The organism is Streptomyces sp. WAC04114 (assembly GCF_019733245.1).
GTDB classification, from domain to species: Bacteria; Actinomycetota; Actinomycetes; order Streptomycetales; family Streptomycetaceae; genus Streptomyces; species Streptomyces massasporeus_A.
Genome location: NZ_JAIGQA010000195.1, coordinates 1 through 14,202, shown reverse-complemented (window position 1 = coordinate 14,202; position 14,202 = coordinate 1). Strand labels below are relative to the sequence as shown.

At 71.4% G+C, this 14,202-nt stretch carries 13 protein-coding genes, 1 other RNA gene and 2 pseudogenes; 13 read left to right on the top strand and 3 right to left on the bottom strand.

The window, feature by feature from the left end:
- From K4G64_RS33360 to K4G64_RS33345, 4 genes and pseudogenes are all read left to right on the top strand, one after another.
- Positions 1–280: pseudogene (locus K4G64_RS33360) on the top strand (serine/threonine protein kinase); the annotation flags it as partial.
- 122 nt (positions 281–402) lie between these two features.
- Complete coding sequence (locus K4G64_RS33355; protein ID WP_221759661.1) at positions 403–1,650, top strand: serine/threonine-protein kinase; 1,248 nt, start codon at positions 403–405, stop codon at positions 1,648–1,650.
- 58 nt (positions 1,651–1,708) lie between these two features.
- A complete protein-coding gene (gene prfB / locus K4G64_RS33350) occupies positions 1,709–2,812 on the top strand; it encodes a peptide chain release factor 2 (RefSeq protein WP_221759660.1) in 1,104 nt (367 codons plus the stop codon).
- 291 nt (positions 2,813–3,103) lie between these two features.
- Positions 3,104–3,733: an LPXTG cell wall anchor domain-containing protein gene (locus K4G64_RS33345; RefSeq protein ID WP_221759659.1), complete on the top strand. Its 630-nt coding sequence runs from the start codon at positions 3,104–3,106 to the stop codon at positions 3,731–3,733.
- 121 nt (positions 3,734–3,854) lie between these two features.
- Here the strand turns inward: K4G64_RS33345 and K4G64_RS33340 are convergent, their stop codons facing one another.
- Positions 3,855–4,046: a hypothetical protein gene (locus K4G64_RS33340; RefSeq protein ID WP_221759658.1), complete on the bottom strand. Its 192-nt coding sequence runs from the start codon at positions 4,044–4,046 to the stop codon at positions 3,855–3,857.
- Positions 4,047–4,303: 257 nt separating this feature from the next.
- Here K4G64_RS33340 and ftsE point away from each other — a divergent pair, with 257 nt between their 5' ends.
- The 5 genes from ftsE (at position 4,304) to ssrA (ending at position 8,204) form a co-directional block, all read left to right on the top strand.
- Entirely contained in the window at positions 4,304–4,993 is a 690-nt protein-coding gene (gene ftsE / locus K4G64_RS33335) for a cell division ATP-binding protein FtsE (protein WP_003990615.1), read from the top strand.
- Between the two features lie 40 nt (positions 4,994–5,033).
- Complete coding sequence (ftsX, locus tag K4G64_RS33330; RefSeq protein WP_221759657.1) at positions 5,034–5,951, top strand: permease-like cell division protein FtsX; 918 nt, start codon at positions 5,034–5,036, stop codon at positions 5,949–5,951.
- Positions 5,952–6,019: 68 nt separating this feature from the next.
- Positions 6,020–7,189: a S41 family peptidase gene (locus K4G64_RS33325; protein ID WP_221759656.1), complete on the top strand. Its 1,170-nt coding sequence runs from the start codon at positions 6,020–6,022 to the stop codon at positions 7,187–7,189.
- Positions 7,190–7,234: 45 nt separating this feature from the next.
- Positions 7,235–7,717, top strand: a complete 483-nt coding sequence (gene smpB, locus K4G64_RS33320; RefSeq protein WP_221759655.1) for an SsrA-binding protein SmpB — start codon at positions 7,235–7,237, stop codon at positions 7,715–7,717.
- Positions 7,718–7,815: 98 nt separating this feature from the next.
- Positions 7,816–8,204: a transfer-messenger RNA gene (gene ssrA, locus K4G64_RS33315) on the top strand.
- An 83-nt stretch (positions 8,205–8,287) separates the two neighbouring features.
- Here ssrA and K4G64_RS33310 read toward each other — a convergent pair.
- Positions 8,288–8,633: pseudogene (locus K4G64_RS33310) on the bottom strand (substrate-binding domain-containing protein); the annotation flags it as partial.
- A 79-nt stretch (positions 8,634–8,712) separates the two neighbouring features.
- The gene (locus tag K4G64_RS33305) at positions 8,713–9,984 is read right to left on the bottom strand and encodes an MFS transporter (RefSeq protein ID WP_374206473.1); all 1,272 of its coding nucleotides are present in this window, start codon (positions 9,982–9,984) and stop codon (positions 8,713–8,715) included.
- A gap of 184 nt (positions 9,985–10,168) precedes the next feature.
- Here K4G64_RS33305 and K4G64_RS33300 point away from each other — a divergent pair, with 184 nt between their 5' ends.
- The 4 genes from K4G64_RS33300 (at position 10,169) to K4G64_RS33285 (ending at position 13,466) form a co-directional block, all read left to right on the top strand.
- Complete coding sequence (locus tag K4G64_RS33300) at positions 10,169–10,414, top strand: hypothetical protein (RefSeq protein WP_184910536.1); 246 nt, start codon at positions 10,169–10,171, stop codon at positions 10,412–10,414.
- 12 nt (positions 10,415–10,426) lie between these two features.
- The gene (locus K4G64_RS33295) at positions 10,427–11,257 is read left to right on the top strand and encodes a hypothetical protein (protein ID WP_260461322.1); all 831 of its coding nucleotides are present in this window, start codon (positions 10,427–10,429) and stop codon (positions 11,255–11,257) included.
- Positions 11,258–11,299: 42 nt separating this feature from the next.
- Entirely contained in the window at positions 11,300–12,265 is a 966-nt protein-coding gene (locus K4G64_RS33290; protein WP_221759653.1) for a LysR family transcriptional regulator, read from the top strand.
- A 160-nt stretch (positions 12,266–12,425) separates the two neighbouring features.
- On the top strand, positions 12,426–13,466 hold the full coding sequence (locus tag K4G64_RS33285; RefSeq protein ID WP_308122557.1) for a hypothetical protein: 1,041 nt from the start codon (positions 12,426–12,428) through the stop codon (positions 13,464–13,466).
- Positions 13,467–14,202 lie beyond the last annotated feature (736 nt).

Below are 14,202 nucleotides of genomic sequence, written 5' to 3'. Positions count from 1 at the left end.
CCCGGCCCAGCCCCAGCAGCCGCAGCGGCCCCAGCGCGAGCCCCGGCAGCCGCGCCAGCGCAGTGCCAACCCGATGCGGATCCCCGGGCTCGGCTGCCTGAAGGGCTGCCTGTTCACGATCGTCATCCTGTTCGTCGCGGGCTGGCTGATCTGGGAACTGAGCCCGCTGCAGGAGTGGATCGGCACCACCAAGGGCTACTGGGACCAGCTCACCGACTGGTTCTCCACCGTGACCGGCTGGTTCGAGAAGCTCGGCGGGAGCAGTTCCGGCACGAACTGACCGGAACCGCCCCACGGGGTTGGTGATTTGTCGACATCCGGCGGGTGATTTCCGCCTCTACGGTGAAGGTTGGCTCTCCGGACGCGTAGTTTTAGCGACAACACGCGTCGGTAGGAGCAGCCTTGGCACGGAAGATCGGCAGCCGGTACACCGCCCACCAGATCCTCGGGCGGGGCAGCGCCGGCACGGTGTGGCTGGGCGAGGGCCCCGAAGGTCCCGTCGCCATCAAGCTGCTGCGCGAGGACCTCGCGTCCGACGAGGAACTCGTCGGCCGCTTCGTCCAGGAGCGCACGGCCCTGCTCGGCCTGGAGCACCCGCACGTCGTGTCCGTGCGGGACCTGGTCGTCGACGGCAACGACCTGGCGCTCGTGATGGACCTCGTCCGCGGCACGGACCTGCGCACCCGGCTGGACCGGGACCGGCGCCTGGCCCCCGAGGCGGCCGTCGCCATCGCGGCCGACATCGCCGACGGTCTGGCCGCCGCGCACGCCGCGGGCGTCGTGCACCGGGACGTCAAGCCGGAGAACGTGCTCCTGGACATGCAGGGCCCGCTCGGCCCCGGCGGCTCCCACCGCGCGCTGCTGACCGACTTCGGCGTGGCCAAGCTCATCGACACCCCGCGCCGCACCAAGGCCACGAAGATCATCGGCACTCCGGACTACCTCGCCCCGGAGATCGTCGAGGGCCTGCCCCCGCGCGCGTCCGTCGACATCTACGCACTCGCCACCGTCCTCTACGAGCTGCTGGCGGGCTTCACCCCCTTCGGCGGCGGCCACCCGGGCGCGGTCCTGCGCCGGCACGTCACGGAGACGGTCGTCCCGCTGCCCGGCATCCCCGACGAGCTGTGGCAGCTGCTGGTGCAGTGCCTGGCCAAGGCCCCGGCCTCGCGGCTGCGCGCCTCCGAGCTCGGAGCCCGGCTGCGGGAGCTGCTGCCGATGCTGGCGGGCATGCCCCCGCTGGAGGTCGACGAGCCGGACACCGAGCCCGCGGACGAGGCCGACCGCGAGGAGCAGCCCGCCGGACCGGCGCCGACCGGGGAGCGGGTCCGGCGGCGGGGCGCGGTCCCCCTGGTGCCGGGCGCGAAGCCGGCCGACTCCAACCGCGACACCCACACCTCGATGCGCGTCCCCGCACCCGACGAGCTGGCCGGCGGCGCCCACGGCACGGCCCGGGCCCCGCGCACCGCGGGCACCCCCCGCCCCGGCTCGGCCCGCAACCGCGCCGCGGCCCGGCGCCGCCGGGTGGCCCTCGGAGCGGGCGCGATCGCCCTCACGGCGGCGATCGGCGTCGGCGCCTGGCTGTCCACGTCCGACGACGACGGCGGCGCACCTCCCCAGGACACGAAGAACTCCGCCCCGCAGACCCCCTGAGCCGCCCGCTCCGGCCGCCCGGCGATGGCCGCCGGGCGGAGCCGTTACGCTGGAGGGCGTGGCAGTCGTCGACGTATCCGAAGAGCTCAAGTCCCTCTCCTCGACCATGGAGTCGATCGAGGCCGTTCTGGACCTCGACAAGATGAGGGCAGACATCGCCGTGCTCGAGGAGCAGGCGGCCGCGCCGTCCCTCTGGGACAACCCCGATGAGGCGCAGAAGATCACCAGCAAGCTGTCCCACCTCCAGGCGGAGGTGCGCAAGGCCGAGGCCCTGCGCGGTCGCATCGACGACCTGGGCGTTCTCTTCGAGATGGCCGAGGAGGAGGACGACCCGGACACCCGTGCCGAGGCCGAGACCGAGCTCACCGCCGTGAAGAAGGCGCTGGACGAGATGGAGGTCCGCACCCTCCTCTCCGGTGAGTACGACTCCCGTGAGGCGCTGGTGAACATCCGTGCCGAGGCCGGCGGCGTCGACGCCGCCGACTTCGCCGAGAAGCTCCAGCGCATGTACCTGCGCTGGGCCGAGCAGCGCGGCTACAAGACCGAGATCTACGAGACCTCCTACGCGGAGGAGGCCGGCATCAAGTCGACCACCTTCGCCGTGCAGGTCCCCTATGCCTACGGCACCCTCTCCGTCGAGCAGGGCACGCACCGCCTCGTGCGCATCTCGCCCTTCGACAACCAGGGGCGCCGCCAGACCTCCTTTGCGGGCGTGGAGATCCTCCCCGTGGTCGAGCAGACCGACCACATCGAGATCGACGAGTCCGAGCTGCGGGTGGACGTGTACCGCTCGTCCGGCCCCGGCGGCCAGGGCGTCAACACCACCGACTCCGCGGTGCGCCTGACCCACCTGCCCACCGGCATCGTCGTCTCCTGCCAGAACGAGCGGTCGCAGATCCAGAACAAGGCGACTGCCATGAACGTGCTCCAGGCGAAGCTGCTGGAGCGGCAGCGTCAGGAGGAGCGCGCCAAGATGGACGCCCTCAAGGACGGCGGGAGCTCCTGGGGCAACCAGATGCGTTCCTACGTCCTGCACCCGTACCAGATGGTCAAGGACCTGCGCACCGAGTTCGAGGTCGGCAACCCCGAGGCCGTGTTCAACGGCGAGATCGACGGGTTCCTCGAGGCCGGAATTCGCTGGCGCAAGCAGCAGGAGAAGTAAGTTTGTCGACAAGGCAACTGCCGCCCACGGGGCGGTAGTTGCCTTTTCTGCGCTCGGATGTCCGGGTTTTACATCACACTCACAGGCTCAGACTCCCGGCATAGCTCCCGCAGTTGGACAAGGCGGCCGCAAACGACCTTGACGTGCTCTTGAAAAATGGGAAGGGTAAAGCGCGGCATGCGTGTCTCTGGGGCGCATGTGAACCGGGGACCTTTTCACTCGCAGCCGTTCCCGTCGAGCACAGCCCTGAGCGCTGCCTAATGACGATGAGCTACTGGGGGTAGCAACCACATGACGAAGAAGACGCGGATCCGTGTCGCGCGGATAGCCGCCGGCGCCGTGATCGCCGCCGGTGCCTCGCTGACCGCCGCCGGTGCCGCATCCGCCGCGCCGGCCGACGACTGCCTGCTCGGCATCCTGTGCGCCGACGAGTCGCCGTCCCCGACGCCGACCGACCCGCCGACCGAGCTCCCGACGGACCCGCCCACGGACCTCCCGACGGACCCGCCGTCGACCGAGGAGCCCACCGACGAGCCGACCGAGCCCACGGACGAGCCCACCGAGCCGACCGAGGACCCGACCGACGCCCCGACGAACCCGGGCAACGGGAACGGCGGCGGCAACGGCAACGGTGGCGGCAACGGCAACGGCAACGGTGGCAACAACGGCGGCGGCAACAACGCCGACCCCGACGGCGGCACCTCGCCGCAGGAGGAGGGCTCCTCCGCCCTCACCGAGATCGGCTCGGACTCCACCCCGGGCCCGCAGGCCCAGGCCCAGGGCAACGGCGAGGAGCTCGCCGAGACCGGTGCCGCGCAGACCACCTTCCTGGTGATCGGCGCCGCCACGATGATCGCCGGCGGTGTCGGCTTCCGTCTGCTGCCGCGCCTCGTGGGCGGCCGCGGCGGGGCTGCCGCCTGACGGCAGCCGCGTCCGCACGGACCGTGGTCACACGGACCGTGAGCACAGCGCAACACCGAGGGCCCGGAGCGATTCGCTCCGGGCCCTCGGCCATGTCTGGGGGAGGCGGCTGCCTACGCCGTTACACGGTCTGGTGCGCCAGCAGGGCCACCGCCGCGATCAGCACCGTCAGCAGTGCGATCAGGGTCATAGGGTTCAGACCCGCGAGGAAGTTCTCCTGCTGCAGCCGCTCGCGGTTCGCCCGGCACACGGGGCACCGGCCCTCGTTCACGGGGGACGCGCAGTTCGCGCACACCAGCCGGTCGTACGTCATGCGCTTGCCCTCCTTGCGCCGGTTCCACGTGTCCAACGTCCGTGGGGGTGGGAATGTTCCCCCCTCCACTTTGCCAGGTTCCGACGGCCGTCGCGCGGCTGCGCATTTTCTGTGGTTGTACGCACAGTCCCCCGCGCCCCCTCGGGGCTCGGTATAAAACGGCACATCCATGGCGCAACCACGGTCGGTGACTGCGATGCCCCACCCGGGTCGCGTATGGTCACGCTCATCTACCCCCGGCGACCCGTGGTGCATCCGTGATCCGATTCGACAATGTCTCCAAGGTCTATCCCAAGCAGACCCGCCCCGCCCTCAGGGATGTCTCCCTGGAGGTCGAGAAGGGCGAGTTCGTCTTCCTCGTGGGGTCCTCCGGCTCCGGAAAGTCCACCTTCCTGCGGCTGATCCTCCGCGAGGAGCGGTGCAGCCACGGTCAGGTGCACGTTCTGGGCAAGGACCTCGCCCGCCTCTCCAACTGGAAGGTCCCGCAGATGCGGCGCCAGCTGGGGACGGTCTTCCAGGACTTCCGCCTGCTGCCGAACAAGACGGTCGGCGAGAACGTCGCCTTCGCGCAGGAGGTCATCGGCAAGTCCCGCGGCGAGATCCGCAAGTCCGTGCCGCAGGTGCTCGACCTCGTCGGGCTCGGCGGCAAGGAGGACCGGATGCCCGGCGAGCTGTCCGGTGGTGAACAGCAGCGCGTCGCCATCGCACGGGCCTTCGTCAACCGGCCCAAGCTGCTCATCGCCGACGAGCCCACCGGCAACCTCGACCCGCAGACCTCCGTCGGCATCATGAAGCTGCTCGACCGCATCAACCGGACGGGCACCACCGTGGTGATGGCCACGCACGACCAGAACATCGTGGACCAGATGCGCAAGCGCGTCATCGAACTGGAGAAGGGCCGCCTCGTCCGCGACCAGGCCCGCGGTGTCTACGGCTACCAGCACTGATACCGCACCCGAGATCCACGGAAAGGCATAACCAGTCGCCATGCGCGCCCAGTTCGTCCTGTCGGAGATCGGTGTCGGTCTCCGCCGCAACCTGACGATGACCTTCGCCGTCGTCGTCTCCGTCGCCCTGTCGCTCGCCCTGTTCGGCGGGTCGCTCCTGATGAGCGACCAGGTCAGCACCATGAAGGGCTACTGGTACGACAAGGTCAACGTCTCGATCTTCCTCTGCAACAAGAGCGACGCCGAGTCCGACCCCAACTGCGCCAAGGGCGCGGTGACCGACGACCAGAAGTCGCAGATCAAGGCCGACCTCGACAAGATGGACGTCGTCCAGGCGGTCACGTACGAGTCGCAGGACCAGGCGTACAAGCACTACAAGGAGCAGTTCGGCGACTCCCCGCTCGCCAGCTCCCTCACGCCGGACCAGATGCAGGAGTCGTACCGCATCAAGCTGAAGGACCCGGAGAAGTACCAGGTCATCGCCACCGCCTTCAACGGCCGGGACGGCGTGCAGTCCGTGCAGGACCAGAAGGGCATCCTGGACAACCTCTTCAAGCTGCTGAACGGCATGAACTGGGCCGCCCGCGCGGTGATGGCGCTGATGCTGGTCGTCGCGCTGATGCTGATCGTCAACACCGTGCGCGTCTCGGCGTTCAGCCGCCGGCGTGAGACCGGCATCATGCGGCTGGTCGGCGCCTCCGGCTTCTACATCCAGGCGCCGTTCATCATGGAGGCCGCGGTCGCCGGGCTCATCGGCGGCACCCTCGCGTGCGGCTTCCTGCTGATCGCCCGGTACTTCCTCATCGACCACGGACTGGCCCTGGCCGACCAGCTGACACTGATCAACTTCATCGGCTGGGACGCGGTGCTGAAGTATCTGCCGCTCATCCTCGCGACGAGCCTTCTGATGCCCGCGTTGGCCGCGTTCTTCGCGCTGCGCAAGTACTTGAAGGTGTGACGCATGCCAAGAGGGGCCGTGCGGTCAACCGGCCGTACGGCCCTTCCGCTTGTCCTAGACTCACCGGCATGTCAGGTCGTGACCCGTTCTGTCAGCCCCGTCGCATCCGCCGTGGGGCCGCCCTGACGTTGGTGTTCACGAGCGTGCTCGTCGCCGGTGCGGCCACGGGGGCGTTGCCGCTGGGCGAGGGGAAGTCCGCCCGGGACGAGGCCCGTTCGGCCGGACCGGCCGGGCACCACGCGGATGTCGCCCGGGCCGCCGAGGAGGCCATGGCCGACGGCAAGTCCCCGATCCAGGCCGCCAAGCGCGCCGTCAGCCGCAGCGGGGACCGCTGGGGCGCCGTCTACTCGCAGGGTGAGTACGAGGAGTTCGAGGAGTCCCTCGACGGCCAGTACACCGGCGTCGGACTGTGGGCCCGCAGCGATCGGAACGGCCGTATCGAGGTGACGAAGGTGCGCGCCGGCTCGCCCGCCGCCACCGCCGGGATCCGCCCCGGAGACCTGCTGCGCAGCGTGGACGGCGAGAAGACCGACGGCCGTCCCGTCACGGAGGTCGTCTCCTTACTGCGCGGGGACGCCACCGACGCCCCCGTGGGCACCGCCGTCCGCCTCGGCCTGGAGCGCGGCACCCGCGTGTGGACCGAAACGCTGCGCCGCGCCCAGCTGTCCACGGACTCCGTCACCGTCCGGGAGCTCGCCGACCGGGTGACCGTCATCAAGGTCGCCACCTTCACCAAGGGCTCCGGCCACCAGGTCCGCGAAGCCGTCCGGCGGACCCCGCCCGGCGCCGGGATCGTCCTGGACCTGCGCGGTAACTCCGGCGGCCTGGTCACCGAGGCCGTGACCGCCGCCTCCGCCTTCCTCGACGGCGGCCTGGTCGCCACCTACGACGTCGAGGGCGAGCAGCGCGCCCTGCACGCCGAGTCCGGCGGGGACACCACGAGACCCCTGGTCGCGGTCGTCGACGGCGGGACGATGAGCGCGGCCGAGCTCCTCACCGGCGCCGTGCAGGACCGTGGACGGGCGCTCGTCGTGGGCTCCCGCACCTTCGGCAAGGGCTCGGTCCAGATGCCGAGCCGGCTGCCCGACGGCTCCGTGGCGGAGCTGACCGTCGGGCACTACCGCACCCCCTCCGGCCGCGGCGTCGACGGCCGGGGCATCACGCCCGACCTGGAGACCGGCGAGGACGCCCTCCAGCGGGCCGGGACCGTGCTGCGCGGCCTCGCGGGCCCCTCGTAATCGACTTTCCGCCGGGCCCCTCCGTAGTGCGAAAATGGCTGCACTATGGCTAAGGAAAAAGGGCGCAAGCTGATCGCGCAGAACAAGAAGGCGCGGCACGACTACCTCATCATCGACACCTACGAGGCCGGCCTGGTCCTCACCGGGACCGAGGTGAAGTCCCTGCGCCAGGGACGGGCGTCGCTGGTCGACGGCTTCGTGCAGCTGGACGGGAACGAGGCCTGGCTGCACAACGTGCACGTGCCGGAGTACAGCCAGGGCACCTGGACCAACCACAGCGCCCGGCGCAAGCGGAAGCTGCTGCTGCACCGCGCCGAGATCGACAAGCTGGAGTCGAAGTCGGGTGACACGGGCCACACCATCGTGCCCCTCGCGCTGTACTTCAAGGACGGCCGGGCCAAGGTCGAGATCGCGCTGGCGAAGGGCAAGAAGGAGTACGACAAGCGCCAGACGCTCCGTGAGAAGCAGGACCGCAGGGAGACCGACCGCGCGATCGCGGCGGTGCGGCGCAAGCAGCGCGGGGCCTAGGGAATACGCTGGCACCGACCCGCGTTGGTCCCGTACGATGGTCACTGCACCCCACAGCGGGTGCGCGCCCCTCTCCGGAGGGATTGTCAACACAACATGGGGATGATCGGTTTCGACAGCGGATGTCGAAGCAGGGGAAGCGTGTCGAGGAAGCGGCAATGATCTCGTAAACCATATGTCGCAAAAAATAATCGCCAACACCAAGCGCGATTCCCAGTCCTTCGCCCTCGCCGCCTGATAAGCAGTGACTGAAGGACCCTAAATGGGTGTCAGCCCGGGAGTGTTCCCGGCCCGGATCCTGGCATAATCTAGGGAACTAAACCATCGAGCCTGGTCACGGGGCTCGATGGGAAATCAAACAGTGACTGGGCCCGTCGGCGACTTGTTCGCGTGATCGCCGGGGCCGAGAAAATCGCAGCGAACTGCACACGGAGAAGCCCTGTTTCTGCACCGTTGGACGCGGGTTCGATTCCCGCCATCTCCACTCATCCCATGTGGGCAAAGGCCCCGCCGCTTTCGAGCGACGGGGCCTCTGTCATGCCTTTCGGCGTGATGTGCTCTCTCATTCTTCAAGGGGGCCTGGAGCGGCTCGTTGTGGACGACCACGGCCGTGAGGGCGGGGTGCGCGTCAGCCGCTCGGCGAGTCGCGGTGCCGCGGCGGGGGCGGGGCCGCCCGGGTGGACGGACGAGGCCAGGCCGTGACGGGTGGCGGCCGAGGTGAAGCCGTGCATGAGGTGGTGGGCGTAGGCCGTTCTGCGGAGGTAGACCTCGGGGGGCGAGCCCACCAGGGCGACCGTGCGGTGGCCGCGCCCCGCCAGATGGTCCACGCAGCCTCACCCGCCGCCTGGATATCGAGGTCGACGCAGGTCAGGCCGTACGTCTGCGCCGGGACACCGATCAGTACCGACGGGCTACTCTCCCGGCGCACGACACTCTCCCGGCGCACGAAGTCGAAGCGCTTCGACGCTCGAACGTATGTGGGGTGCGTGAGGGCGTCAATGGGATGCGAGGCAATCGGTGAAGCGATTCGAAGGACTGCGCAAGGACAACGCGAGGGCCACGGCCGCCGCCGTCACCGGGACCACATAGCCCGCCGTCGGCGAGAGGCGCTCGACCGTCCAGCCGCCGATCGCGCTGCCGCAGGCGATGCCGCCGAGCAGGCCGGTCACGGCGAGGGTCATGCCCTCGTTCAGCCGGCCCTCGGGGGTGCGCTCCTGGACCAGCGTCATGGTGGTCACCATCGTCGGGGCCGTCGCCATCCCGGCGACCAGCAGCGCGGCCGCCAGCAGCGGGAGCGAGCCGGTCAGGGACGCGGCCAGCAGCGGCAGGGTCAGCAGCGCGGCCATCGCGGCCACGCACCGGGGCAGCCGGGCCGCGGCCGGACCCGCGGGCTTCACGGTGCCGTACAGCAGGCCCGCCAGGCAGGAGCCCGCGGCCTGGAGCGCGAGCGCGATGCCGGCCGCCGGCTGCCGCCCCTGCGCGTCGGCGAACGCCAGTGTGACGACCTCCGTCGCGCCGAAGATGCCGCCCATCGCCAGGCAGACCGCGAGCAGCGGGGGGATGCCGGGGGCGCGCAGGGGCGCCTTTCCGGGTAGCTGCGCGCGGACCGGGGGCTCCGTCGCGCGCTGGGTCGTGAACAGGACCATGCCGGTCAGCAGCAGCGCCGCGCCCACCAGGGTGCCCGCCTCGGGGAAGTACGTCGTACACAGGAAGGCCGCGAGCACCGGGCCCAGCATGAAGCACAGTTCGTCCGCCGCCTGCTCGAAGGAGTTGGCGGTGTGCAGTGCCTTGGCGTCGCCGGCCAGCAGGTGTGCCCAGCGGGCCCGGGACATGCCGCCGGTGTTGGGGGTCGTGGCGGTGGCGGCGTAGGAGGCGAACAGGGTCCAGTCGGGGGCGTAGTGGCGTACGCACAGCAGCAGGGAGAGGGAGCCGAGGACGGCGATCACCGTGGCGGGCAGGGCCACCCGCCCCTGGCCGTGCCGGTCGACGAGCCGGGCGGTCCACGGCGCCACCAGGGCGGTCGCCGCGAGTCCCGTCGCCGTGACGGCACCGGCGAGGGCGTAGGAGCCCCGGGTTCCGGCGATCATCATGACCGCGCTGACGCTGAACATGCCCATCGGCAGGCGCGCGAGCAGGTTCCCGGCGGTGAAGGCGCGGGCGCCAGGGGCTCGGAACAGGCGGCGGTACGGGGAGGGTTGCGGCATGCGCCCACCGTCGCCCGGGGGTGATCGAGCGGTCCAACACCTGTTCCGTCCACAGTCACGCACCTGGGTTGTGAATCACGCGGGGGTGGCCGAAAAGGGCATGGCGAAAACGTTCGCTCCCTGTTCTTCATACAGGTATATGGAGATTCCTAATGCTCCTCATGACGCACGGAAAAGATGCTCATTCGCGAAAATCCTTCACTCGTTTGCCGCGCATCCGCCGAAGTGGAGCGACGGTTAGTCGGGCATGACCGAGGCGACCAGGAAAGACGGCTGGGCGGTAACGCTCGGCCCGTACACCTACATTCCCGCTCCAGCGCACTCGTCGGCGACCGTCAACGGGACGCTCACCAGAGGGGGTTGCCCAGTCGCGCTGCAGGTGACGGAGCCGGTCCTGCGGGATTTCATCGACGCCATGAGCGCGCTGGAAAAGGATCTCGCACGACGGTGGATCAGTGCGACGGATTGGCCCGCTTTCGCGCTCGCGGAATAGTCGGGGCGCGCCATGTACGACAAGGTAGAGGGCACCGGCCGGCACCGGGCTCCGGCCCGGGATTTCATCACCCCGCTGACCCCGCCGGACCCGACCTGGGACCCCGCCGAGGAACTGGCGTTCATCCTCGAGGAGGCCCTCGGGGAGCAGGCGGCGAGGATCCCCGCCCCCCGTGACGAGGACCGGCTCCCGGACCCCGACCCGGTCCTCGCGCCCGCCCCGGACACCCACATGCGGCGGCTCCAGGACATCACCGAAGAACTCCCGCCCGTGCGGGACATCCCCCGGCGGCACCGCAAGGTCCGCACCCGCAAGGCCCCGGGCGTGCTCCGCACCACCAGCTTCCTCGTCGCCGCCCTCGCGGCCGCCATCGGCCTGGCGGTGAGCCTCCTGAGCGGCGTGGTCGCCTACGACCCCCTGCGCCTGGTCGCCGTGTCCCCCGCGGCGAGGGGCCTGCGCCACTGGTGGCCCCTGCTGGTGTACGGGCCCTGGCTGGTGGGTTCCCTGTCCGTCCTGCGGGCCGCGCTGCACCAGCGTCGTGCCGTGCATTCTTGGTGCGTGGTGCTGGTCTTCTCCTCCATCGCCGTACTGCTGTGCGTCGTCCAGGCGCCCCGGACGGTCCTCGGCACCGCGGCCGCCGCCCTGCCCGGCCTCGCCGCCCTGGCGTGCTTCCAGCAGGTCGTCCGCCAGATCACGCTCACCAGGCCGCCGATGCGGTCGGCACCTCGGCACCGGGTGGGGCAGGCTCTCGCTGCGGACGGCCGGAAGAGCGCGGCAGGCGTGTACGCCACGGAGGTCCGGACGGGCGAGGGAGAGACGCCCGGGAAGAGGCCCGGCTCCTGATCCTCCGATCCTCGGTGGTCCCGGCCGCTGTAGGTTCACCGCATGGCCGCCCACCTCGATCCCCGTCTGCTGCGTGGCTTCGTCACCGTGGCCGAGGAGCTGCACTTCACCCGGGCAGCAGTGCGGATGCATGTGGCTCAACAGGCCCTCAGCCGCGATGTGCGGCGGCTGGAAAGGGAGTTGGGCGCCGAGCTGTTCGTACGGACCACCCGGCAGGTGACGCTCACCCCGGACGGGGAACGCCTGCTGCCGCACGCCCGCCGGGTGCTGCACGCCCAGGACGAGCTGCTCGCCGCCTTCCACCAGGCCCGGCCGCTGCTGGTCGACCTCAACTCCCCGGGCCTGGTCACACCCCGCCGGGTGCTGCACGAGGCACGGGAACTCGCCCCTCACCACGAGCTGATGGCCCGCTACGAGAGCGGCCTGACCGGAGCCGCCGGTGAACTGCTGGCCGGCCGGCTGGACGCGTCGTTCGGACGGTTCGCCGGGCTGGACCCGGCGCTGCGGGCCGGGCTCGACCACCAGCCCGTGCGCCTGGAGCCGATGGCGGTCGTCCTGCCCGAGGACCACCGGCTGGCCGCGTGGGAGTCCGTGCCGCTCGCCGAGCTGGCCGGCGAGAGCGTCTACGCGGGCGCCGGCAACCCGCGCACGCCGGAGTGGACCGGCCTCGCGCGGCTGCTCTTCGAGGGACGCGGCATCGAAATCGCGCCACCCGCCCCGCTGGCCATAGGAGAGGAGGAGTTCCAGCGGATCATGGCCAGAACGCGCAACCCGATCCTGGCCGTCGTGGGGTTCCCCGCGCTTGCGTCGACGGTGGTGCGGCCGCTGGTCGACCCCGTTCCGCTGTCCCCCGTTTCGCTGGTGTGGCGCAGGGGCCTGACCCACCCCGCGTTCGACGCGCTGCGCCGGGCCGCAACCGGCCTGGCTGCGGAAATGGGGTGGCTCCGCCGACCCGCGGGCACCTGGACACCGCCCGGAGACAATGTCTTGATGGCGTCTCACGGCTGACACGATTCGACACGGCGCCCACACAGAACCTGCGCGTGCGCTACATTCGACGCCTGAGCACGGTGTGGTACGAGGGGGCGTTCGGACGGGTGGGGGCCCGGTCCGACGGCGGGTGCTCAGGTCGTCAAGCGCACCTGAACCATCCCGTGGGGGGAAGTGCGTGCGCGTGAAAGAGTGGCGAGAAGACGCCCAACCCGAGTGGCCCGAGGCCGCTACGGCAACCGGAGAGCTCCCGTCGGACGGCAGAGCCCGGGACAGAAGAGCGGCGACGCAGGTCATTCCCGACCGTGATGTCCGGTCGACCGGCCACGGGCTGCCCGCCGGGACGGAGATCCTGGGCGGCATTCCCCGCCAGAGCGACGGCGAGGCCGACTCGCGCGCCCCTGAACCGGGGAGCCGGACCGCGGTCCGCGACCCCTGGCCGGAGCAGGAGCAGGAGGCCGGTCCGTCCGGCCACGACCCCGATGCGGACGGGCAGACCCACGATCCGCACGAGGTCACGGTCCAGCTCGACGCCGTGCAGCTCGGCGAAGGCTTCCTGCGCCAGGCGAAGGAGAGCCCGGGCGCCGAGGCCGCCGACCGGCCCGTCTTCGTCGACGAGTCCGGCCGCCGCAGCCGCCGCTACCGTCGTATCGGCATGGCCGTCGCCCTGGCCTGCGGGGTCTACGCCGTCGTCATCGTCGCCACGCTGCTGTCGGGCAACTCCAACGCCCCCTGGCTGCCCGTGCCGACCAAGGACGACAACCCGCCGGCCGGGCAGGTCGACAGCCCGCCGCTGACCGCCGAGTCGGCACCGCCCGGAGAGGCCGGGGACACCGGCGTCACCGCTCCGGGCAGCGCGCCGGCGACCGGCGGGGCCACGGCACCCGCGCCCGGCCCCAGCGCCGCCGCACCCGGTGCCACCGCCGGCCCCGACCGTCCCGGCACGTCCGCCAAGCCCTCGCCGACCGCGACGGCCCGGACCACCCCGGCGCCCGGCGGCAAAGCCACCGACCCGGCCCCGACCAAACCGGCCGACCCGCCGAGCACGCCGGCCACCGACCCGACACCGACGGGCGAGCCCACGGCCGCGCCCACGGAGACGACGGGCAGCGGCGACGGCGACGGCGGCACGGTCGCGGAGGGCCCGGCCGCGCCGCAGCCCGTCGCGGAGGGCCCGGCCGAGCCGCAGCCCGTCGCCGAGACGCCCGCCGCGGCCTAGACCGCGGCGCCGTCCGGACGGCGTCGTCGCCTGAACCGGCGACGCTGCCGGGACCGCGCCGCGAAGCGGCGCCCGCCGCTCCGGGCGCGCAAAGTCCCTCCGGGCGGACAGCACCGAGCCTTTCCGGACGGGCGTCGCACCAAGTCCCTCGGGGCGGGCAGCACCAAGCCCTACCGGGCGGGCGCTGCTTCATGGCCCGTTCGGTGGGCATCGCATCACCGCCTGTTCGGCTGGGCGCGGTATCACCGCCCTTCCGGTCGGGAACCGCACCATCGCCCGACCGGTCGGGAACCGCACCATCGCCCGACCGGTCGGGAACCGCGCCACCGCCCGACCGGTCGGGAACCGCGCCACCGCCTGTTCGGTCGGGCACCGCATCACCCGCCCGGTCGGCCAGGCAGAGCATCACCGATCGGTCGGGCACTGCACCATCGCCCACCCGGCACAGCACCACCGCCGCCTGTTCGACAGGGCATCGCACCACCCGCCCGTCCGGACAGGCATCGCACCACCCGCCCGTCCAGCCGGGCACCGCACCACCGCCCACCCGGCACAGCACTTCCCACCGGCCCCCGGCCGGGCCGAGGAAGCCGAGAACTCCGGGGCGCCGGGCCGCCGCCTCTCGATCGAGGCCGGCCGCTCCGGCCGACCCGCCCGTCGGCGCGGCGGACGCGCAACCGCGACGTCCCCGCCGACCGGGCCCGCCCCACACTGTCCGCCCGCCCGTGTCCGCACC

What these genes read in the sequence shown, in the direction of transcription:
- K4G64_RS33290 (WP_221759653.1), top strand. Translation starts at nt 11,300, where the DNA reads ATGGCCGCCCACCTCGATCCCCGTCTGCTGCGTGGCTTCGTCACCGTG.
- K4G64_RS33300 (WP_184910536.1), top strand. Translation starts at nt 10,169, where the DNA reads ATGACCGAGGCGACCAGGAAAGACGGCTGGGCGGTAACGCTCGGCCCG.
- smpB (WP_221759655.1), top strand. Translation starts at nt 7,235, where the DNA reads ATGGCTAAGGAAAAAGGGCGCAAGCTGATCGCGCAGAACAAGAAGGCG.
- ftsX (WP_221759657.1), top strand. Translation starts at nt 5,034, where the DNA reads ATGCGCGCCCAGTTCGTCCTGTCGGAGATCGGTGTCGGTCTCCGCCGC.
- K4G64_RS33325 (WP_221759656.1), top strand. Translation starts at nt 6,020, where the DNA reads ATGTCAGGTCGTGACCCGTTCTGTCAGCCCCGTCGCATCCGCCGTGGG.
- K4G64_RS33345 (WP_221759659.1), top strand. Translation starts at nt 3,104, where the DNA reads ATGACGAAGAAGACGCGGATCCGTGTCGCGCGGATAGCCGCCGGCGCC.
- K4G64_RS33340 (WP_221759658.1), bottom strand. Translation starts at nt 4,046, where the DNA reads ATGACGTACGACCGGCTGGTGTGCGCGAACTGCGCGTCCCCCGTGAAC.
- K4G64_RS33295 (WP_260461322.1), top strand. Translation starts at nt 10,427, where the DNA reads ATGTACGACAAGGTAGAGGGCACCGGCCGGCACCGGGCTCCGGCCCGG.